Annotated in this window: 10 protein-coding genes; 8 read left to right on the plus strand and 2 right to left on the minus strand. The window is 73.6% G+C overall.

The genetic code is table 11. The features are described from left to right. The first annotated feature begins 184 nt into the window (after positions 1-184). Genes AC0VX6_RS08885 through AC0VX6_RS08900 form a run of 4 tightly spaced genes read left to right on the plus strand, consistent with a single transcriptional unit; the run spans position 185 to position 15,274 of the window. The gene (locus tag AC0VX6_RS08885; protein ID WP_475468063.1) at positions 185-6,709 is read left to right on the plus strand and encodes an amino acid adenylation domain-containing protein; all 6,525 of its coding nucleotides are present in this window, start codon (positions 185-187) and stop codon (positions 6,707-6,709) included. Continuing rightward, positions 6,706-12,177: an amino acid adenylation domain-containing protein gene (locus AC0VX6_RS08890; protein WP_475468064.1), complete on the plus strand. Its 5,472-nt coding sequence runs from the start codon at positions 6,706-6,708 to the stop codon at positions 12,175-12,177. The genes AC0VX6_RS08885 and AC0VX6_RS08890 overlap by 4 nt, the downstream gene beginning before the upstream one ends. Continuing rightward, the gene (locus tag AC0VX6_RS08895) at positions 12,174-13,319 is read left to right on the plus strand and encodes an NAD(P)H-binding protein (protein ID WP_475468065.1); all 1,146 of its coding nucleotides are present in this window, start codon (positions 12,174-12,176) and stop codon (positions 13,317-13,319) included. The genes AC0VX6_RS08890 and AC0VX6_RS08895 overlap by 4 nt, the downstream gene beginning before the upstream one ends. Beyond that, on the plus strand, positions 13,316-15,274 hold the full coding sequence (locus AC0VX6_RS08900; protein ID WP_475468067.1) for a Gfo/Idh/MocA family oxidoreductase: 1,959 nt from the start codon (positions 13,316-13,318) through the stop codon (positions 15,272-15,274). The genes AC0VX6_RS08895 and AC0VX6_RS08900 overlap by 4 nt, the downstream gene beginning before the upstream one ends. Here AC0VX6_RS08900 and AC0VX6_RS08905 read toward each other — a convergent pair. Further along, positions 15,264-16,445, minus strand: a complete 1,182-nt coding sequence (locus AC0VX6_RS08905; protein ID WP_475468069.1) for a cytochrome P450 — start codon at positions 16,443-16,445, stop codon at positions 15,264-15,266. The genes AC0VX6_RS08900 and AC0VX6_RS08905 overlap by 11 nt on opposite strands. A 261-nt stretch (positions 16,446-16,706) precedes the next feature. Here AC0VX6_RS08905 and AC0VX6_RS08910 point away from each other — a divergent pair, with 261 nt between their 5' ends. From AC0VX6_RS08910 to AC0VX6_RS08925, 4 genes are all read left to right on the plus strand, one after another. Beyond that, positions 16,707-17,498 (plus strand): thioesterase II family protein, encoded by a 792-nt coding sequence (locus AC0VX6_RS08910; protein WP_475468070.1) that lies wholly within the window; start codon positions 16,707-16,709, stop codon positions 17,496-17,498. Between the two features lie 25 nt (positions 17,499-17,523). Continuing rightward, on the plus strand, positions 17,524-18,285 hold the full coding sequence (locus tag AC0VX6_RS08915; RefSeq protein ID WP_475468071.1) for a methyltransferase domain-containing protein: 762 nt from the start codon (positions 17,524-17,526) through the stop codon (positions 18,283-18,285). Positions 18,286-18,903: 618 nt separating this feature from the next. Then, positions 18,904-20,586 carry a sodium:solute symporter family protein gene (locus AC0VX6_RS08920; RefSeq protein WP_274977010.1) on the plus strand — a complete coding sequence of 561 codons (1,683 nt, stop codon included), beginning with the start codon at positions 18,904-18,906 and terminating at the stop codon, positions 20,584-20,586. A 52-nt stretch (positions 20,587-20,638) separates the two neighbouring features. After that, entirely contained in the window at positions 20,639-20,911 is a 273-nt protein-coding gene (locus tag AC0VX6_RS08925; RefSeq protein ID WP_274977011.1) for a hypothetical protein, read from the plus strand. Positions 20,912-21,032: 121 nt separating this feature from the next. On the opposite strand, the gene AC0VX6_RS08930 is transcribed toward AC0VX6_RS08925, so the two are convergent. Further along, the gene (locus AC0VX6_RS08930) at positions 21,033-21,926 is read right to left on the minus strand and encodes an alpha/beta fold hydrolase (RefSeq protein WP_475469293.1); all 894 of its coding nucleotides are present in this window, start codon (positions 21,924-21,926) and stop codon (positions 21,033-21,035) included. Positions 21,927-22,262 lie beyond the last annotated feature (336 nt).

A 22,262-nucleotide genomic window follows, 5' to 3' on the forward strand; every position in this document is an offset into this window, starting at 1 on the left:
TGCGTTCTATGCCACACATGAGGGGGATCGCGCTCAGTGTGCAGCTTAGGGTAAAAAAGATAACGGTTTTCGTTTTCAAGCAAGCCATCGACCCCCGGTTCCCACCGGGTTCAGGTCGGCCCCCGAAGCCCGCTGCGAGTCAAGGAGACGATCACGCGTGTCGCTGCCAGCCGATCCGCCAACGGTGCCCACGACGGAAGGGGAACTGCGCGCCGCGGTCGCCGCGCTGGTGGACATCCCCCCGGAGGAGGTCGGCCCGGACGACGACTTGTTCGAGCTCGGCATGGACTCCATCGCCCTGATGCGCCTGGCCTCGCGGTGGCGGCGCGCCGGTCTGGGGGTCGGCTTCGACGAACTCGCGGAAGCGGCGACCCTGCGCGGCTGGCAGCGGCTCCTGGCACCGGCCGACCCGGCCCGTGAGCCCGGCTCCGAGGCGGAGGACCCCGGCGGCCCCTTCCCGCTCGCCGCCATGCAGCACGCCTACTGGATCGGGCGCCAGCCGGGCCAGCCCCTCGGCGGGGTCGGCGCGCACTTCTACGCCGAGCTCGACGGTTCGGGAGTCGACGCCACGCGCCTGGAGGCCGCCGTGACGGCGCTGCGCCGCCGCCACGGGATGCTGCGCGTCACCGTGCTCGACGACGGCCGCCAGCGCGTCCTGGACCGCCAGCCCGAGCCCGCGCTGACCGTGCGCGACCTGCGCGAGGAGACGGCCGAGCGGGTCGACCAGGTGCTCGCCGAACTGCGCGAGCACTACACCCACCGGCGGATGGACGTGGAGCGGGGCGAGGTCTTCGACCTCGCGCTGACGCTCCGCCCCGGCGGCGCCACCCGGTTGCACATCGACCTCGACATGCTGGCGGCCGACGCCGCGAGCATGCGGGTGCTGCTGCGCGACCTCCGACTGCTCTACGCCGACCCCGACGCGGAACTGCCGGAGATCCCCCTGGACTACCGCGCCTACCTGAGCGCGGCCGAGACCACCCGGGCGAGGGAGCGCGAGGAGGACCGCGCCTGGTGGAGCGGGCACCTGGAATCGCTGAGCGCCCCGCCGGCCCTCCCCACCGTCGTGGACCCGCTCGACCCGGACTCCTCCTCGCCGCGCTTCCACCCGACCACCCGACTGCACCACTGGCTGGCCCCCGAGCGCAAGGAACGGCTGGTCGCCGCCGCACGCGGCCACGGGGTCACCCCCGCCGCCGCTCTGGCGGCCGCCTTCGCCGAGACCCTCGGGGCCTGGAGCGACTCCCCGAAGTTCCTGCTGAACCTCCCGCTGTTCCACCGCGACCTGGACCTGGCGGGGGCCGAATCGCTCGTCGGCGACTTCAGCAGCTCGATCCTGCTCGACGTCGACCTCACCGAGGAGCGGACCTTCGCCGAGGCCGCGCGCCACGTGCAGACCCGCCTGCGCACGGCGGCCGCCCACGGCTCCTACTCCGGTGTCGAGGTGCTCCGGGACCTCTCCCGCGCCGCCGACGGCGTGCCGGCCCTGGCCCCCGTCGTCTACACCAGCGCCCTGGGCCTGGGCGAGATCTACGACTCCGAGGTCAGGAACGCGTTCGGCGACCCGGTGTGGATCATCTCCCAGGGGCCCCAGGTCTGGCTGGACGCCCAGGTGACCGAACTCGACGGCGGGCTGCTCCTGAACTGGGACGTGCGGCACCGCGCGTTCGAGCCCGGGGTTCCCGAAGCCGCGTTCGATGCCTACCGCGACCTCGTCGAAGCCCTCGTCGACGACGCCTCGGCGTGGACCGGGCCCGCGGCCCCGCCGCTGCCCGAGGCCCAGGCGCGCGTGCGCGAAGCGGTCAACGCCACCGACGCGCCGGCCGTGACCGACCGGCTGCACGAGGGCTTCTTCCGCTGCGCGCGCGAGAACCCCGCGGCCGTCGCGCTGGTCCCCGACTCCGGTGAACCGGTGACCTACGCCGCGCTCGCCGACCGCGCGGGCCGTGTCAGCGCGCTGCTGTCGGAGGCGGGGGTGGCACCGGGCGACGCCGTGGTGGTCAGCCTCCCCCGTGGCGTGGAACAGGTCGCCGCGGTGCTCGGAGTCCTGGGCGCGGGCGCCGCCTACATCCCCGTCGGGGTGGAACAGCCCGCCGAGCGGATGGCGCGCGTCCTGGACGCGGCCGACGCCGCGGCCGTGCTCACCGGCTCCGCGCACGCCGACCGGTTCACCGGCCCGCCGCGGGGCCGACGGGGGACACCGGTCGTGCGGATCGAGGACGCGGACCGGTGCGCACCCGCGCCTCCGGACCTCCGGCAGCCCCTCGACGCGACCGCCTACGTCATCTTCACCTCCGGTTCCACCGGGGTCCCGAAGGGCGTGGAGGTCGCGCACGCGGCGGCCGTGAACACCATCGCCGCGCTGAACGACCACTTCGACGTGGGGCCGCGCGACCGCGGCCTGGCACTGGCGGACCTGGACTTCGACATGTCCGTCTACGACCTCTTCGCCCCCCTGTCCGCGGGGGGTTCGGTGGTCCTGGTCGGAGACGAGTCCCGCCGCGACGCCCACCACTGGGTCACGTTGATCCGTGAGCACGGGGTAACGCTCCTGAACTGCGTGCCCGCTCTGCTCGACATGGTGCTGACCGCCGCCGAGTCGCGTCCCGAGGGCCTCGGCGACCAGTTGCGGTTCGTGCTGCTCGGCGGTGACTGGGTCGGTCTCGACCAGCCCGCGCGCCTGCGCGCCCTGGTCCCCGGCGCACGGTTCACCGCCCTGGGCGGGATGACCGAGGCCGCCGTGCACTCCACGGTGTTCGAGGTCGACCGGGTCGACCCCTCCTGGGCCTCGATCCCGTGGGGGAAGCCGCTGCCCAACATGCGCGCCCGGGTCGTGGACCACCGAGGCCGCGACCGCCCCGACTGGGTGGCGGGCGAGCTGTGGGTCAGCGGCGCGGGACTGGCGAACGGCTACCGCGGAGACCCCGAGCGCACCGCCGACAAGTTCGTGACCGACCGGGGCCGCCGGTGGTACCGCACCGGAGACCGTGCCCGCTACCGGTCCGACGGCGTCCTGGAGTTCCTCGGCCGCGCCGACCACCAGGTGAAACTACGCGGACACCGCATCGAGCTGGGGGAGGTCGAGGCGGCCGCCGCCTCGTGCCCGGTGGTCACGGCCGCGGTCGCGCTCATCACGGGTACACCGCGCAGGCTCGCCCTGGTGGCGGCCGGGGTGACGGGCCCGGCGGCCGAGGCGGAGCTCCGCGCCGCTCTGGAGCGCAACCTCCCCTCCTACATGGTCCCCTCCCAGACCGTGCTGGTGGACGAACTCCCCCTGACCGCCAACGGCAAGCTCGACCGGCGGCGCGCCGAGGCGCTGACGGCGGCCGCGACCGGCCGCGCGCCGGAGGGCGACCCCGACGGGGACCGGTCCCCGCGGGGATGGGCCGAGACCGTGGTGGCCGAAGTCTGGGGCGGACTCCTGGGCGTCGGGGCCGTCCGGCGCGACGACGGGTTCTTCGCCCTGGGCGGTGACTCGCTGCTGGCGACCCGGATGATCGGCGCCCTGCGGGAACGGGGCGTGGGCGGCGCGCGGGTCGCGCGACTGTTCGCCTCGCCCGCGCTGGCCGACTTCGCCGCCACGCTCACACGGCAGGAACCGTCGGCCGACGCCGTCCTGGGGGAGGGCGACCCGGCCAACCGCCACCAGCCCTTCCCGATGACCGACGTCCAGAGGGCGTTCTGGATCGGGCGCGACAGCAGGCTCTCCCTCGGGGGCGTGGGCACCTACCACTACAGCGAGTTCGACGGCGCCGACTTCGACCTCGACCGCTTCGAACGCGTCTGGGCGGCCCTGGTGGACCGGCACGAGATGCTGCGCGCCGTCTTCGACGAGGACGGAAGGCAGCGCATCCTGCCGCAGGCGCCGCCGGTCACGGTGGCGGTCACGGAGGTCGACTCCGAGGAGGAGGCGGCGAAGGTCCTGGCCGGGCTGCGCGAGGAGTCCTCCCACCTGAGCATCGACCTGACCCGGTGGCCCCTGTTCGAACTGCGGGCGGTGCGCTACCCCGGCGGCGGCGCGACGCGCACGCGCCTGGCGATCGGGCTCGACTACATCGTCCTCGACGCCGCGTCCATCATCGCCCTGTACGGGGAGCTCGACCGGCTCTACAGCGACCCCGAGGCGGAGCTGGAGCCGATCGACGTCTCCTTCCGCGACTACGTCCTGCACTCCGAACCCGACCCCGACTCGGTCGAGCAGGCGCGCCGGCACTGGACGCGCCGGCTCCAGACGCTGCCCCCGGCACCCGCGCTCCCGCTGGTCGCCGACCCCTCCACCGTGGAGCACCCCCGCTTCACCCGGCGCCAGCGCCACTTCCAGGCGAAGTCGTGGGAGGCGATCACCGACAAGGCCCGGGCACACGGTCTGACACCGTCGGTCGTCCTGCTCACCTGCTACGCCGAGGTCCTGTCGGCGTGGAGCGACCACCCGGACGTGGCGGTCAACCTCACCCTGTTCAACAGGCAGCCGGTCCACCCCCGCATCGACCTGATCATGGGCGACTTCACCTCGGTCTCCCTGCTCGGGTACGAGCCGCGCACCGGGGAGCCCTGGTCGGAGGCCGCCCACCGCCTCCAGCGCGTCATGAGTGAGGACCTCGACAACCGCGATGCCTCCGTGACCTGGCTGCTCCAGGAGCTCGCCAAGCGCACCGGCGCGGTCGACGCGGCCATGCCCGTGGTCTTCAGCAGCTCCGTCGGAGTGGGCGACCGCACCGTCAAGGACCTCTCCGACGGCTTCCCCGAGAAGGTGTGGGGCATCTCCCAGACCCCGCAGGTGCTCCTGGACAACCAGGTCACCGAGTCCCACGGCGGTGTCATGGTCACCTGGGACGCCATCGAGGAGCTGTTCCGCCCCGGCGTGCTCGACTCCATGTTCGACGCCTACAACGCGATGCTGGCCTGGCTGGCCGGGAACGACTGGGACACGGCCGCCCCGCCGGTGCTGCCGCGCGCCCAGGCGGACGTGCGGCTCAGCGCTCAGGGCGCCGTCCCCGCCGTCCAGGAGGGCACCCTCCACGGCGAGGTCCTGCGCCGGGCGCAGGACCGGCCGGACCTGCCCGCCGTCCTCGGGGCACCGGAGCACGAACCCCTCACCTACGGCGCGCTCGCCGCGCGGGCGGCCCGGGTCGCGGGCGGCCTGGCCGAGCGGGGCGTGGGCCCCGGCGACGTCGTCGCCCTCGCCCTGCCCCCCGGAGCCGACCGGGTCGTCGCGGTCCTGGGAGTGCTCTCCGTCGGTGCGGCCTACCTGCTGACCGACCCGGGGGAGCCCCGCCCGCGGCGCGAGGACGTCCAGCGGGCGGCCGGGGCCCGCACCGTGATCGTCGCTCCCGGGCGCGCGGACGGCCCGGACCAGGCCGACATCGGGGACCTGACCGCCGCCGAACCCCTGCGGGGCGCGGTCGCCGCCGACCCCGGAGCACCGGCCTACGTCACCGTCGGAGCCGGTCAGGACGGGGCGGACCCCGCCGTCGAGTTCGTCGAGCACCGGTCCGCGGTGGCGACGATCGCGGCGGTACGCGAGAGGTTCGGCCTCGACGCGCGGGACCGGGTGCTGGCGGTCGACCTCCCGTCGGCCGGAGTGGACGCGTTCACCGTGTTCGGTCCTCTCGGCGTCGGCGGCGCACTCGTGTGCCCCGGAACCGAGGGGACGGGCGACCCGCGCACCGCGGTCGCGCTGGCCGCCGAGCACGGCGCGACGGTGTGGAACGGCCCGCCGATGCTGCTCGACGAGTTGATCGCGGCGGCCTCGACCGAGGAGGAGGAGCCGCTGCGGGGCCTTCGCCTGGCGCTCGTCTCGGGCGACCGGGTGAGCACCGGCCTGCCCGGGCGCCTGCGCGGGGCCACCGGCGGTGGAGGCGGGCTCGTGGCGCTGCACGGCGGCCGCGGTGTCTCCGGCTGGGCGAGCGCCGTCGAGCTCGACGGCGGTGCGGACCGCTCCGCGCCGTCCGGGACGCCCCTGCCGGGCCACCGGTTGCGCGTCGTGGACTCCGCGGGCCGCGAATGCCCCGACCAGGTGATCGGCGACCTCTGGACCGGCGGTCCCGCCGACCCGTCCGGGAGCCTCCGCCCGGCGGGTGTGCGAGCCCGGTACCTGCCGGACGGCACGGTCGAGTTCCTCGGCCCCGAGCCGCAGGCCGTGCTCAGCGGCCGCCGCGTCGACCTCGGCGCCGTCGAGAGCGCGGCCGAATCGCACCCGGGCGTCGTCCACGCGGCGGTGGTCACCGTGGGGGAGGGACGTGAACGGCGGCTCCACGCCTTCATCGTGACCGCCGACGGCGAGGAGGCGGACGGCCTCTCCCGGCACCTGGCCGACCTGCTGCCCCCCTTCGCCGTGCCGGCCCGGCTCACCCGGCTGCCCCGCCTGCCCCTGACCGCCGCGGGCGCCGTCGACCGCGGCGCGCTGGCCGAAGCGGCCGTCGCCGAGGAGCACGCCGCCTCGGGCCCGCCCACGGGGGAGACCGAGGTCCGGATCGCCGCCTTGTGGACCGAGCTCCTGGGCACGCGGGCCGACCACCGCTACGCCGACTTCTTCGCCGCCGGCGGCGACAGCCTGAGCGCGCTGCGCCTGGTCACGGCCACGGGCGAGGAGTTCGGCGTCGAGATCTCGGTCCGTTCGTTCCTCACCGCATCCACCCTCGCCGACCTGGCACGACAGGTCGACCACGCCCTCGCCTCCCGCGACGACGAAGAAAGCGGAGTCCTGTGAACGCCCATCAGATCGTTTCCGAAATGGAGAAGGACGGCATCCGGCTCTGGGAGGACGGCGGTGCCCTGCGGTTCCGAGCCCCCAAGGGCGTGCTGACCGAGGAGCGCAAGGCCCTGCTGCGCGAGAACCGCGCCGACGTCCTCGCCCACCTGACCGCGCGCCGCCGCGCCGCCCGGATCACCCCCGCTCCCCAGGAGGCCCACACCCCCTTCCCGCTGACCGACATCCAGGCCGCCTACCTGGTCGGCCGCGGCAGCGCGTACGGGTACGGCGGAGTGGCCTGTCACGTCTACGTCGAACTCTCCTTCCCGGCCGACACCGACCCGGGGCGGCTCCAGGACTCCTGGTGGTCCGTGGTGCGCCGCCACGGCATGCTGCGCGCGGTGGTCCACCCCGACGGTTTCCAGGAAGTGCTTCCGCGGATCCCGGAGGAGCCGGTGCCGACCGCCGACCTGCGCGGCGCCTCCTCCGCCGAGGTCGGGGCGCGCGTGGACCTGGTGCGTCGCGAGCTGGCCTCCAGGGTTCCCCCCACCGACGTGCCGCCGCTGTTCGAGCTGCGCATGACGCGCTGCGACGACGAACTCATCCTGCACCTGTCGATCGACCAGCTCATCGTCGACTACGCCAGCCTGCTGCTGGTCCTGTCCGAGCTGGAGGACACGTACCACGGCCGTGGGGGCGAGACCCCGGAGATCGGGTTCCGCGACTACGTCCTGGCGCGCCGCAACCAGACCCTGACCGGCGAGTACGACCGCGCACGCGACTACTGGACCCGACGGCTTCCCGACCTGCCCCCCGCCCCCGACCTGCCGCTGCCCGCGGACGGCGGGCGGGTCGGCGCCTTCCGGCGCTTCGAGGAGGTGCTGAGCGCCGGGCAGCGCGCGTCCTTCGAAGCCAACGCCGTCCGCGCGGGCGTCACCGCCTCGGCCGCCGCGATGGCCGCCTACGCCGAGGTGCTGGGCCGCTGGAGCCGCAGCCCCCGGTTCACGCTCAACGTCCCCACCTTCACCCGCCTGCCCCTGCACGCCGACGTCGACCGCCTCGTGGGGGACTTCACCTCCGTCGAGCTCCTCGCCGTCGACCTGCGGCCCGCGCAGACGTTCGCCGAACGCGCCGCCACCCTGCGCGACACCCTGCTGGAGGACCTGGAGCACTCCCTGTACACCGGGAGCCAGGTCCTGGCCGACCTCACCCGGCGCAGCGACAGCGACACCGTGCTCATGCCGGTCGTGTTCACCAGCACGCTCGGCTCCGCGGCGGCCCGCCGCCCCGCGGCCGCGATCCGCCACGCCCAGACCCAGACCCCCCAGGTCTGGCTCGACTGCCAGGTCATGGAACGCGCCGACGAACTCGCCCTGAGCTGGGACGTCCGCGAAGGGGTGCTGGGCGGCGACACCGCCGCCGACCTCTTCGCCGCCTTCGCGGCCCTCATGACCCGCCTCGCGGAGGACCCGGACGCCTGGAACGAGGCGGCCCGCGTCGAGCTGCCCGAAGCCACCCGCGCCGTCCGCGAGCGGGTCAACGACACCGCCGCCCCGGTGCCGCGCGCCCTGCTGCAGGACGGGGTGCTCGCGGCGGCCGAGCGCGACCCCCGGCGCGTCGCCGTCATCGACCGGGACCGCTCGCTGACCTACGGCGAGCTGGTCGCGCACGCGACGGCTGTCGCACGGGCGCTGGGCGCCAGCGGCGTCGGCGCGGGCGACCTCGTCGCGATCACGATGGAGAAGGGGTGGGAGCAGGTCGCCGGTGTCCTGGGCACCCTGCTCGCGGGAGCCGCCTACCTCCCCCTGGACACCACGCAGCCGCCGCAGCGCCGTGGGGCGATCCTCGCCGACGCCGGCACCTCGGTGGTCCTGACCCAGTCCTGGCTGGTGGAGGAGGGCGAGTGGCCCCCGGGGTGCAGGACCGTCGCCGTCGACGGCCTCCCTCCCGTGTCCGGTCCCGCGCCGCGGCCCGACACCGGCCCCGACGACCTGGCCTACGTCATCTACACCTCGGGGTCGACCGGGGCGCCCAAGGGCGTCATGATCAGCCACGCCGCGGCGTTGAACACGATCACCGACGTCAACCGCAGGTTCGGCGTGACCGCCGACGACCGCGTCCTCGCGCTGGCCCAGCTCGGCTTCGACCTGTCCGTCTACGACGTCTTCGGCCCGCTGGCGGTGGGGGCGGCCGTGGTGCTGCCGGACCCCGCGCGCCGCGGTGACCCCTCCGAGTGGATCGAGACCGTCCGGAACAGGCAGGTCACGTTCTGGAACTCGGTACCGGGACAGCTCCAGATGGTGCACGACTACCTGCGCGCCGACGACCCTCCCCTGCCGTCCCTGCGCGTCGCGCTGCTGTCGGGGGACTGGATTCCCACCGCCCTGCCCGAGGCCGTGCGGTCCTGGGCCCCGAACATGGCGGTGCACAGTCTCGGCGGGGCCACCGAGGCCTCCATCTGGTCCATCCACCACCCGATCGACCGGGTCGACCCCGCCTGGCGCAGCATCCCCTACGGCAGGCCGATGGACAACCAGACGTTCCACGTCCTCGACACGGCGCTGCGCCCCTGCCCCGACCTGGTCGTCGGCGAGCTGTACATCGGAGGCGTCGGTCTGGCGCAGGGCTACTTCGGCGACAAGGAGCGGACCGAGGCCCGGTTCATCCGGCACCCGGAAACCGGTGAGCGCCTCTACCGCACCGGTGACATGGGCCGCTACTGGCCCGACGGGGTGATCGAGTTCCTCGGGCGCGAGGACCAGCAGGTCAAGATCCGCGGTTACCGGATCGAACTCGGCGACGTCCAGGCGGCGGTGGAGTCGCTGCCGGAGGTGGGCGCCGCCGCGGTCGTGCTCACCGGCGGGCGCGCCACCGCGCCCACGGGCGCGGGACAGAGCCTGACGGCCTTCGTCGAACCCGCCCGTCTGGACACCCCCCTCCCCGTCCCCGAGACGCTGGTCCCCGCCGTCCGCGACGCCGCCCGGGAGGTCGGGCGGCGGGTGGACACCGCGGGGCTCGCCGCGTTCCGTGCCGCGCTCAGCGAGGCGGCCGCGGCCTCCGTCGCCGACACGCTCGCGCCGGTGTTCGCCGACGGCGGCGCGTACTCACCGGAGGAGGTGTCCGACGCTCTGGGAGCGGCCCCCGCACACCACCGGCTGGTACGGCGCTGGCTGAACGGGCTCGTCACCGCCGGTCTCCTGGAGCGCACGCCCCAGGGGAGGCTGAGCGGCCTGCGGGCCCCCGGTCCGCAGGCAACCGCCCGCGCCTGGGCCGAGGCCGCCCGGCTGGAGAGCGAGGCGGGGTGGAGCACCGAGCTGTTCGCCACGGTGCGCTCCAGCGCCGAGCACCTGTCCGACCTGATCGCCGGACGTGAGGAGGCGGCGGCCCGGCCGTTCTCCGGAGCCGATCCGCGGGCGCTGACCGCCGCCTACGCGGAGAACGCGGGCTCCTCGGCACTGCGTTCGGTCCTGGCCGCCGCGGCCGCCGAGATCGCCCGGACCCGAGACACCCCTGACCCGCTGCGGGTCATGGAGGTCGGGCTGCGCGGCGGTGGAGTCGCCGCCGACCTGCTGTCCGCCCTCTCCGACCACCCGGTCGACTACCTGGCGACCGACGGGTCGGCCCAGAACCGCTCCGCGTTCGAGCGGGACTTCTCCGACGACCCCCGGGTGCGCTGCGCGGCCTTCGACCCCGCGCAGGACCCGGCCGAACAGGGACTGGCGCGCAACTCCGTCGACCTGCTGGTCTGCGTCGGCGTCCTGGACAACCTCCCCGACGCGCACGCCGCCCTGGACCGGCTCTCCACCCTGGTGGCGCCGGGCGGGTGGATGCTCCTGCTGGCCAACACCGATGACGACGACCACGCGCTCCGCGTCTCCGCGGAGTTCATGGCCGAGCACGCGGGGCCGTTCACCGACGTCCGCCGGGAGCGGGAGCAGACCTTCCTCAGCCACGAACAGTGGCGGGAGCTGATCGGCGACAGCGACAGCGGCCGCCGGATCGCCGCGGAGTTCCCCGAGGACCCCGAAACGGCCCGGGCCTTCGGCCAGCACCTGTACCTGGTCCAGGCCAAACCGGCGCAGGCCCCGGTGGCGGTGGAAGCACTGACGCGCCGCAGCCACGAGCTGCTCCCCGAGTACTCGGTGCCCGCGCACTGGGAGATCGTCGACGCCCTGCCGAGAACGGAGAACGGCAAACTGGACCGCAGCGCGCTGGAGAAGCGGTCGCTCCAGCTGGGAACCGGCTCCGCGGAGGAGGCCGGTGACCAGACGCCCCGCGACGACCTCGAACGCGCACTGGCCGACCTGTGGGCCGAGCTGCTCGAAACGGAGCACATCGGACGCGACGACGACCTCTTCGCGCTGGGCGGCGACTCGCTGCTGGTGGCCCGGATCGTCGGGCGGCTGCGCGACGGGCTGGCCGGGCACGAATGGGACCTGGAGTGGGAGGTCGTCCTGCGCCACCTGCTGCGCCGGCCGACCATCGCGGGCCTGGCGGCCTACCTGCGCGAACTCTCCGCCCCCGAAGCGGAGGAGGAGGCCGAGAACTCGCCGCTGGTGGAGCTGATCGCGCCGCAGGCCGGCGCCCCGGTGACCGTGCTCGTGCACGCCGGAACGGGGACCCTGCTGCCGTACCGGCCCCTGGTCACCCGGCTCCGCGCCCGTTCCACCGAAGGGCACGGGCTGGTGGGCCTGGAGCTGCCGGTACCCGAGGACTTCCGCAACGCCGACCCGAACGGGCTCATCGACCGCACGGCCGCCGAGTACGTGCGCGCCCTGGTCGACGCCGGGCACACGCGGGTCGACGTCGTCGGCTACTGCGTGGGCGGGGTCATCGCCACCGAGGTGGCCCGCGGGCTCGCCGAGGCCGGTGCCACGGTCCGCAGCCTCACGGTCATCAGCAGCCACAGCCCGACCTTCCGGATCGACGACGAACTGCTCTCCGAGTACTCCTTCTCGCTCATGATGGGCATGGACCAGGCCCGTATCGGGTTCCCCGCCGACTCCGACCGCGTCGGCGAGGCGGTCTCCTCCCTGCTCGACCGTTCTCCGGATGCCGTCCTGGAGGGCGCGATCGCCGATCTGGACGGGGAGTTCGCCGATGTCGGGGCCTCCTTCGAGGCCCTGGAGGCGCTGCCCAGAATGGCCCGGGTGAAGCGCATGTGCGAGGCGCTGCCGCCCGAGCTCGCCGACACCTACCAGCCCGAGGGCCTGCTGCGGGCGCTGCGCACCTACCAGCAGAGCATCTTCGCGTTGAGCCGGCACCGGGCCGAACCCTACGCGGGCGACATCACCTTCCTGCGGCACAACGGCGCCTACCCCTTCCCGGGAAGCGCCGACACCATCGCCGACCACTGGGCGCGCATCTGCCTCGGCGAGCTGCGCACCCGCGACATCCCCGGCGAGCACTTCACCTGCATGACGGGTCAGAACGTCCCCACCGTGGATAGCCACCTGCACGAGATCATCGAAGGGAAGACGTCATGATCGGCCTCATCGGCGCCTCGGGCGCGGTCGGCCGCCACACCGCCGCCGCCCTGGCCAGAGCGGGCGTCGGCCCGCTGCGCCTGGGCGCCCGGCGTCCCTCCGCCGTCCCCCCGGGCCCCTGGCCCGAGGGCAGCGAGACCGTCGGGGTAGACGCCCTGGACCCCTCCTCGCTCGCCCGGTTCAGCGCGGGCTGCACCCTGGTGGTCAACTGCGCCGGGCCGAGCTACCTGCTCAAGGACACCGTCGTGCGGGCCGGGCTGGCCGCGGGCGCCGACGTCGTCGACGTCCTGGGGGACGACCCCGTCCACGAGTCCCTGACGGAGTCGGGCGGGGTCGGGCCGGACCGCTGCGTCGTCCTGTCGGCCGGGACCGTTCCCGGCCTGGCCGGCCTCATCCCGCCCTGGCTGGCCGGAGCCGGCCCCGCGAAGGGGCCGGCGCGCAGGATGACCGGCTACGCCGGAGGGCTGGAACACGCGACCGAGAGCGTGGCGGCCGACATCGTCCTCTCCCTCGACACCGGCGGGTCCGGCGGCGAGCGCTTCGGCCGCCCCCTGGCGGCCTGGCGGCACGGCCGCCGCGCCGACAGGGTCCTGCGGGTGGCCGACGGAGCCGAGGTGCCCTACTTCCCCCACCGGGTCGCCCTGCACCCGCTCCTGACCGCCGAGGTGGAGCGCCTGGCCGCGCGGATGGGTCTGGCCGAGGCCGACTGGTACAACGTCTTCCCCGGAACGCGGGTGCGCGAACTGTTCACCGCGCTGCCGACACTGCCCATGGACACCGCGGGGGAGCGGGCCGCGGTGACCGAGCGCATCCGGCGCGCCGCCGAGGTCGACGCCGCGGGCAGCGCGCCCTACTACCGCCTGGTGTTCAGCCTCTCGGGGCAGGACTGGGCGCGCACCTGCGTCGTGTACAGCGAGAGCAGCTACCGGCTCACCGGCGCGGTCGCGGCGCTCGCGGTCCTGGACGTCCTGGCCGGCCGCGTCGGCGGGGGGCTGCACTATGCCGCCGAGGCGATGGACCCGCAGGCCACGGTGGCGGCGCTCAGCGCCGACGGGGACGCGGAGTTCGCGGTCCACGAGCACGCCGTCGCGCTGCCCGGCCCCGGGGACGCGGACGCCGCCGTCGAGGACGGTGCCCTGTGAGCCCCCGCACGCCGCTGCGCGCCGTCGTCTGCGGCACGAACTTCGGCCGCTTCTACATCGACGCCGTCCAGCGCCACCCGGACTTCACCCTGGCGGGGATCCTCTCCACCGGCAGCCGCTACTCCCGGGAACTGGCCGAACGGCACGGCGTGCCCTGCCACACCGCCCCGGAGGAGCTGCCCGACGACATCGACGCCGCCTTCGTGGCGGTCCCCGCGGCGGTCATGGGCGGCAGGGGTTCGGAGCTCGCGCGCACCCTGCTCGACATGGGGGTGCACGTGCTCCAGGAGCACCCGCTGCACCCCGACGAGCTGTCGGAGTCCCTGCGCGCGGCGCGGCGGGCCAACCGGCAGTTCCAGGTCAACACCCACTACCCGCACGTGGCCCCGGTGCGCGGCTTCATCGAGGCGGCCGGCAGGCTGAGGAAGCTCCAGCGCGTCCTGTTCGTCGACGCGGCGGCCCCGGTCCACGTCCTGGCCCCCCTGATCGACATCCTGGCCCGGGCCCTGGGCGGTACCCGCCCCTGGCGGCTGGGTGACCCGGCTCCGGTCCCCGAGGACGTCGCCGCGGCCGCGAACGGCGAGGCGCCGTTGAGGCTGCTGCACGGCGCCATCGCCGGAGCCCCGCTGACGCTGCGGGTGCACAACCAGCTCCACCCCGGCGACCGCGACAACCACTCCCTCTTCTGGCACCGCGTGGCGGTGGGCACCGAAGGGGGGGTCCTGACCCTGGCCGACACGCACGGCCCCGTGCTGTGGCACCCCCGGGTGCACTCCCCCCGCGACTCCGGGCACCGGTTGGTGTTCACGCCCGGGGCCGGAGCCGAGGCGCTCCGGCTGCCCGCGTCGGCGGTCCTGGACGGGGTGGACCCGCCGCCCCGGATCTCCGACATCTTCTCGGAGCTGTGGCCCGCGGCGATCGGCGAGGCCCTCGACGGCTTCGCCGCGGCGATCGCCGCGGGCGGGGACCCGCTCCGGTCGGCCCAGCACGACCTCGCGGTCTTCGCGGTCTGGCGGGACCTGATGGCCCGTCTGGGGCCACCGGAGCTGATCCGCCCCGCCGACCCCGAACCCCTGGCGCCCGCCGTCCTCGCGGCACCCGGCGCCCCGGGCACGGCGGGGCCCGCCGGTCCCGGGCCCGAGGGGGCCCGCCCGGCCCCCGTCGGTGAACCGGCCCGCCCGCACGCGGCGGACCTGTCGGACTACAACGAGGCCGCGGAGTTCTTCGACCTCGGCGCGCGCGAGCACACCGCCCGCACCGGCCCCGCGGTCGTCGCGTGCCTGTCGGGCATCGATCCGGGCGCCGGGCCCCTGGTGGACATCGGCGCGGGCAGCGGGCTGGTCACCCGGCAGGTCGCGGCGGCCTACCCCGACTGCCGCCTGATCGCCACCGAACCCGCCGCGGGGATGCGCGCCCTGCTCACGGCCCGGGTCGGCGACGACCCCGGGCTCGCGCGAAGGGTGACCGTCCTGCCCCACGCCGCGGAGCGCCTGCTGGAGCCGGGAGTCCTTCCCGAACGGCTGTCCGGGGTCGTGCTCTGCGGTGTGCTGGGCCACCTCGAACCCGACCTGCGCCGCGAACTCCTGCTGGGGCTGGCCCGGCGCATGGCGCCCGGGGCCCCGATCGTGGTCGAGCTGACGGGGATGCGCGAGCCCACGACGATCCGCCCGACCCTCCTGCGCCACGCCGAGCTCGGCGACCAGCGGTACGAGTGGTGGATGTCCGGAGAACCGGACGGTCCGGGCCGGATGCGCCTCGACACCGAGTGGCGCGTCCTCCGCGGGGGCGAGCCCGTCCGCGAGGTCCGGGAGCAGTACCTCTGGTACACGCTGGAGCTGGCCCAACTCGCCGAGGAGTGCGGCCTGCACCTCACCCCGCCGCCCGCGCCCCACGCCGCGAGCGTGCCCTACCTGGGTACGCTCACGGCGCCGGGGGACGGTCCGGTCACCACGTGACGAGCACCCGTTCGGGTCCGAAGGCGATTCCGTCGTGACGAAAGCGAACCGACGCGAACGGCTCGGCCGCCCGCAACCCGGGCATCCGGTCGACCAGGGTGCCGATGGCGACACCCAGTTCGAGGCGGGCGATGTTCTGGCCGACGCACTGGTGGATCCCGTAGCTGAACGCCACGTGGGTCCTGCCGGTGCGGTCGAAGTCGATCCGCCCGGGGTCGGGGAACACCGCGGGGTCGTGGTCTGCCGCCGCCAGCAGCGGGATGATCCCGTCGCCGGCGGGGATCACGGTCCCGCCGACCTCGATGTCCTCGGTCGCCGTGCGCAGCGCGATGGAGTCGCCCACGGAGAGCGCCCGCAGGAGCTCCTCGACCGCCTGCGGGAGCACCGCGGGGTCGCGCCGCAGCCGGTCGAGCAGGTCGGGGCGCTGCAGCAGTGCGAGCACGCTCAGCGCGATCTGGTTGGTGGTGGTCTCCCAGCCCGCGACGATGAGGATGCTGATCGTGGTCACCAGTTCCTGCCGGGTCAGCTCGCCCGACCGCAGCTGCTCGTGGACCAGCCGGCTCAGCAGGTCCTCACCGGGGTCGTCCTCCTTGGCGCGCACGGCGTCCTCCACCACCGCGCCCAGGGCGCCGATGCCCTCGCTGGCGCCCTCGGCGGTGCTGCCGCCCCCGCCGAAGACCTGCGATCCCAGGGTCTCGGTGACGCGCCGGAACAGCTGGTCGCCGCGGCGCAGACCGATCAGTTCGCACATGACGGTGCTGGAGACCACGTGGGCGAAATGGGTCACCAGATCGGCCGGCGGGCCGTAGTTCAGCAATTCGTCGATTCGGTCGTCGACGATCCGCTGGATGTCCCGGCGCATCCGCCGCGCCTTGCGCACCGTCATCTCGGCCAGCAGCATCCGGCGGAACCGGGAGTGCTCGGGCGGGTCCATCCGGATGAACGGCGTCGTCTTCGTGCCGGCCTCCTGTTCGCCCTCCACCAGTGCGGGGAAACCGGGGCGGCGGATGTCCGCGCTCACGCGGGGGTCGGCGAGTACCGCGCGGACCTCCTGGTATCCGGTGACGACCCAGGCCGTGCGGCCGGTGGGTAGGCGCACCCGCGCCACGGGCCCCCGCTCGCGCAGGTCGGCGTAGGCGCCCGGTGCCGAGAACGGGCACCCGCGTGGCATGGGAAAACCCGGAAGCCTCGCGACATCGGCGTCGGACATACGCGCACCAGCCCTTCTGTGCAGGGTTCAAAAACGGCAGGAAAAATCGGGGAAAAGGAGAATCCGACTGATCTTCACTGATAACTTTACAACGCGCGGATCCGATTTCCAACCCGATTGGAAATCTGCTGTCCGAGACCAATGTCACCGGTTCCGCCAATGGCGGCGCCATTAAAAGCCATTCTATTTTCACCGGAAGATATCGCGAGGAGTGGAATTCCCATGGACCTGCGGCATCCGCCCATCAGCCCGTGGCTGCGCCGGCCCCAGCACCGCCCGCGCGCGGACGTGCGGCTCGTCTGCCTGCCCCACGCAGGGGGGTCGGCGTCCTCGCTGCGGCCGTGGCAGTACCTGCTGCCACCCGGCATCGAGGCGTTGTCCGTGCAGTACCCCGGGCGCGAGGACCGGTTCGGCGATCCCATGGTCGACACGATGTCCGAGGTCGTCGACGCGGTCGTGGACGCGCTCGCCCCCCTCCTGGACCGCCCCTACGCGCTCCTGGGCCACAGCATGGGAAGCGCCGTGGCCTACGAGGTGGCCGTGGAGGCGCGTCGGAGGGCGATCCCGGCCCCGGTCCGGCTGTTCGCCTCGGGGCGGCCCGCACCCCTCCACGTCAGGCCCGGGGACGTCCACCTGCGCGACGACGAGCACCTGGCGGCCGACCTGACCCGACTGGGCGGCACCCCGCCGGAGGTCCTGGCCGACGAGGAGCTGCGGACCGCTGTCCTGCGCTACGTGCGCAACGACTACCGGCTGATCGAGACCTACCGGCCCACCCGGGCGGAACCGCTCGACATGCCCGTGCACGTCTTCGTCGGCGCACAGGACCCGGAGTGCTCCGAGGAGGCCGCGGCGACCTGGAGGACCACGACGACCGGTGAGGTCACGACCGAGGTGTTCCCGGGCGGCCACTTCTTCCTCGCGCAACAGCGCCGCCCGGTCGCGGCGGCCGTCGCCCGGACCCTGGGCCACGCGCCGACCGGGACGGCACCCGCCTGGCCCAGCACACCCTGACACCACCACGACGAGGGAGATCACCATGGTCGCCGACTACTACACGGCCTCGGCCGAGTTCTACGAGATGGTCGCGGCACGCCATGTGCGCACCAGTGCCGGACCGCTGCGCGCGGCGCTGGCCGGGGTCGCCCCCGGAGCCGGCCCCGTCGTCGAGATCGGAGCCGGCACGGGCCGCATCACCGAAGTGATCGCGAAGGCCCTGCCGAGCGCCCCGATCATCGCCGCGGAACCGTCCACCCCCATGCGGGCGATGCTCACCAGCCGGGTCGTCGGCAACGACGACCTGCGCCGACGCGTGACCATCAGCGCCGAACCCGCCCAACACCTGCGGCTGCCCGACCGGGTCGGCGCGGTGGTCGTCTTCGGAGTGGTCGGCCACCTCACCAGGGACGAGAGGCTGGCGCTGTGGGACGTGTTGAGGGCCCACGTCCCGCCCGGTGCGCCGGTCGTCGTGGAACTCATGGGCACCGGTTCCGCCAGAGCAGTTCCCCCCTTCCGCATGCTGCGGGAGCGCATCGGCGAGCAGACCTACGAGTGGTGGACGCGGGCCGAACCCGTCGAGTGCGCCGAGACCGAGGTCCTGCGGTGGGAGACCACCTGGAAGGTCCTCCGCGGCGACACGCTGGTGCGCAGCACCAGCGACACCTACGTGTGGGAGAACCTCAGCATCGCCGGGCTCGCGGAGGAGGCCGGTATGACCGGGCGTCTGGTCAGCGAGCCCGGCCTGCCCGGAGCCCCCGAGATCGGCGTTCTCACCTTTCCGGAGCCCGACCGGGACCGCTGAGCGGTCCCGTCGGCGGCCCGCCCCGGAGCACGGGGCGGGCCGCCCGCTTCGCCCGACGCGAGACGTTCACTCCGACCGGCCCCTCCTCCCGTTCCGGGCGAGGGTCCGCGCCCCGGTCCGGCCTGTCTCCCGCGCCCCTGCCGCCGCACCGCCTTCGGCGGCATTTCATGAGAAACCGCCCCGAAAGCACACGATAGGCGTGCTCCGGCGGGGTAGGTGCACAGGCGCCCCCGCCCCCCGGCGCCCCGGGAGAAGGCCTCCCGCGACGCCGCTCCCACCGGTGTCCGCCACCCCCGGCGGAGCCGCGCGCGCCACCCCGAACAGGACGGCGCCAGACCCTTGACACACCGGTGCTTGTGCAAGATGGTTGCTTACCTTGATGGTTAATGTTTGGTTCCGTGGAAAAATGTGGGGAATGGTCCTCATGTGCACGGTGCACATGCGTGAACGGAGTAAGAACATGGGCGCACCCCGTCCTGAGGTGGAGACACGAGTACCGGTTCGCGACGCCGCGTCCTTCGTCGCCCGAGATCCGGTGCCGACCCGCCCGCATCACGTCCGAAGGTGTGAACAGGCCTTCCGCGGAGGGGCCGCCGCGTCGAGAGAGGACCAGCCGACGTGACCGTGCTAGCACAGGACTCCCTGCGGCTGGACGCCAACGCCATCGACTACACCCTGCTCGCGGTGTACTTCGCGTTCGTGCTGGGCATCGGCTTCATCGCCCGGCGTTCGGTCTCCAACAGCCTCGACTTCTTCCTGTCGGGGCGCTCCCTGCCCGCCTGGGTGACGGGTCTGGCCTTCATCGCGGCCAACCTCGGCGCCATCGAGATCATCGGCATGTCGGCCAACGGCGCCAACTACGGCATGCCGACCATGCACTACTTCTGGATCGGCGCCGTCCCGGCGATGCTGTTCCTGGGCCTGGTCATGATGCCGTTCTACTACGGCTCCAAGGTCCGCAGCGTCCCCGAGTTCATGCTCCGCCGCTTCGGTACGGCCGCCCACTTGCTCAACGGGATCAGCTTCGCGGTCGCTCAGATCCTGATCGCGGGCGTCAACCTCTTCCTGCTGGCGACCATCGTGGACGCGCTGCTGGGCTGGCCCCTGTGGCTGTCGCTCCTGGTCGCCGCCGCCATCGTCCTCAGCTACACCGCGCTGGGCGGGCTCTCCGCGGCGATCTACAACGAGGTGCTCCAGTTCTTCGTCATCGTCGCGGCGCTGCTGCCGCTGACCCTGGCCGGACTGAACCGCGTCGGCGGCTGGTCGGGCCTGGTGGAGGAGGTCACCGCCTCCCCGCAGGGCGCCGAACAGCTCTCCGCCTGGCCGGGCAACGCGCTGACCGGCTTCGGCGACAGCTTCCTGAGCATCCTCGGCATCGTCTTCGGCCTCGGCTTCGTCCTCGCGTTCGGCTACTGGACGACGAACTTCGTCGAGGTGCAGCGCGCCATGGCCTCCAAGAGCATGTCGGCCGCGATGCGCACCCCCATCATCGGCGCCTTCCCCAAGCTGTTCATCCCGTTCATCGTCATCATCCCCGGGATGATCGCGGGTGTGAGCGTCTCGGAGATGGTCCAGCTCAAGGCCGGTGAGAACCCCGGCGTCGACTACAACGACGCGATCCTGCTGCTGATGCGCGACGTGCTGCCCAACGGTCTGCTGGGCGTGGCCCTGGCCGGTCTGCTCGCGTCGTTCATGGCCGGTATGGCCGCCAACCTCAGTTCGTTCAACACCGTGTTCACGTACGACATCTGGCAGGCCTACGTCGTCAAGAACCGGCCCGACTCCTACTACCTGGGCATGGGCCGGTGGGTCACGGTCGGCGCGACCGTCGGTGCCGTGGGCACGGCGTTCATCGCCTCGGGTTACTCCAACCTGATGGACTACCTGCAGCAGCTGTTCTCGTTCTTCAACGCGCCGCTGTTCGCCACGTTCATCCTCGGCATGTACTGGAAGCGGATGACGCCCCACGCCGGTTGGAGCGGCCTGGCGGCGGGAACCCTGGCCGCCGTGGGCGTGTTCCTGCTCGCCGAGACCGGCGTGCTGGCCCTGTCGGCGCAGGGCGCGAGCTTCGTCGGCGCGGGCGCGGCCTTCGTGGTCGACATCCTCGTCAGCGTCGTGGTCACCATGTTCACCCGGCCCAAGCCCGACTCCGAACTGGTGGGCCTGGTGCACTCGCTGACCCCGCGCGAGTCGCGCAAGGCCTCCACCACCGGTGAGGACTCCGGCTGGTACCGCCGACCGGGGCTGCTGGCCGGGATCGCCCTGGCACTCGTCATCATTCTGAACATCATCTTCGCCTGAGCGACCCCGAGAGGTGCACCGTGCTGAGACAAGCTGGCAAGGAGGTCATCCGATGAGCGCTGACAGCCCCGGAACGGGGAAGGGCCGCACCGCCTCCCGGGTCTTCGACATCCGCACGATCATCGCGCTGCTGTTCGCGATCTACGGCGTCGTGCTGACGGTCATGGGGTTCTTCACCACGCCGGAGGAGATCGAGCAGGGCGGCGCGAACCTGAACCTGTGGTCGGGCCTGGGCATGCTCGCCTTCGCCGTGTTCATGGGCGGCTGGGCGCTGGTCAAGCCGCTCAAGGCCCCCGAGGAGCCGGGCCCCGACAGCGAGGCCTGACACCGAGGCCTGACACCGCGGCCCCGCGTCGGGTCCCCGGGTCCGGGTCCCCGGACCCGGGGACCCGGCTCCGGACCGGTCGGGACGCGCACGCCCCGGGCCGCGGACGCGGCCCGGGGCCTCAGGCGTCGGGGAGCCCCCGCAGCAGGTCCCGCACCAGGTCGGGGCGTTCGCGGAGCGCGAGGTGTCCCGCGCCCCGGACGGTGTGGACGGCGGCGTCCAGGAAGAGCAGGGCCGGACTGTGCAGCAGGTCGGGGGAGAAGAAGGGGTCGTGCGACCCGGTGGCGACGCTGACCGGGGTCCGCCGCCAGTGGCGCAGGGCCTCCGCCCGCAGCGGCCGGGGCGGCAGCGCGTTGACCGCGCGGCAGGACCGGCCGACCAGGGTCGTCCACTCCAGCAGGGTGGTGTCCCGGGGTTCGGCCGATCCGGGGCCGCACATGGCGCGCAGCAGCGCGGAGCTGGACCGGGTGTCGGGGTGGAACCTCCAGCGCACCAGGGCGGCGGCCAGGGCGGTGCCGCCGGTCGCCGGTGTCAGGCCGCCGGGGTTGACCAGGCAGAGCCCGGCCACCAGGGGCCCGGGGGTGGCCGAGAGCGCGATGGCCGCGCCGATGCCGTGGCCCAGGACCAGGACGGGCCGGTCGGTGATCTGCGGGAGCACCTCGTCCAGCCAGCCGCCGTAGTACGCCGGGCGCTCGACCAGGGGCCGGACGCCGTCGCTGAGCCCGGGCTGTCCGGGCGGGTCGGCGATCAGGACGGGGCGGTCCTCGGCCAGGACGCGGACGGCGTCCAGGAGCGTGGCCGTGCTCAGGACCGAACCGGGGAGCACGAGGACCGGGACGCCGGGGCCTCCGGAGGCGGTGAAGACGCGGGTGACGCCCAGGGAACAGGGGACGGTCGCGAGCGGGGTGAGCAGGGGCTGGGCGTTGAGCCTGTCCCAGCACCAGTCGTGGACGGCCTGTCTGGTGGTCCGGGAACGGTAGACGCGCTGTGCGGGAGAGGGGGCGGGGTGGTTCACGTTGCCTGGTTCCGTGGAGACGCCGGGCTTGGTGGACCCGACTGCCGACACACCTAACTTCTCATCGTACGCCCCCGGGGGGTGTTCGAACAGGGGAGTGCGCGACCTGTGTGTTCGCGCCGAGGCGGTTCCCGGGTCCGGTCCCGGGACGGGAGAGCACGGTTGTGACGCCTGTGCCGCCTACCTGTTCCGGATGACCGGGCCACCCGGACGGCCCACGCGCCCCACGTGCACTCGACGCCTCGTGCCGCCTACCTGTTCCGGATGACCGGGCCACCCGTACGGCCCACGCGCCCCACACACACCTGGCTCCCCGCGCCGCACGCCAGACTCGCG

Source organism: Nocardiopsis sp. iso_25 (genome assembly GCF_056173305.1).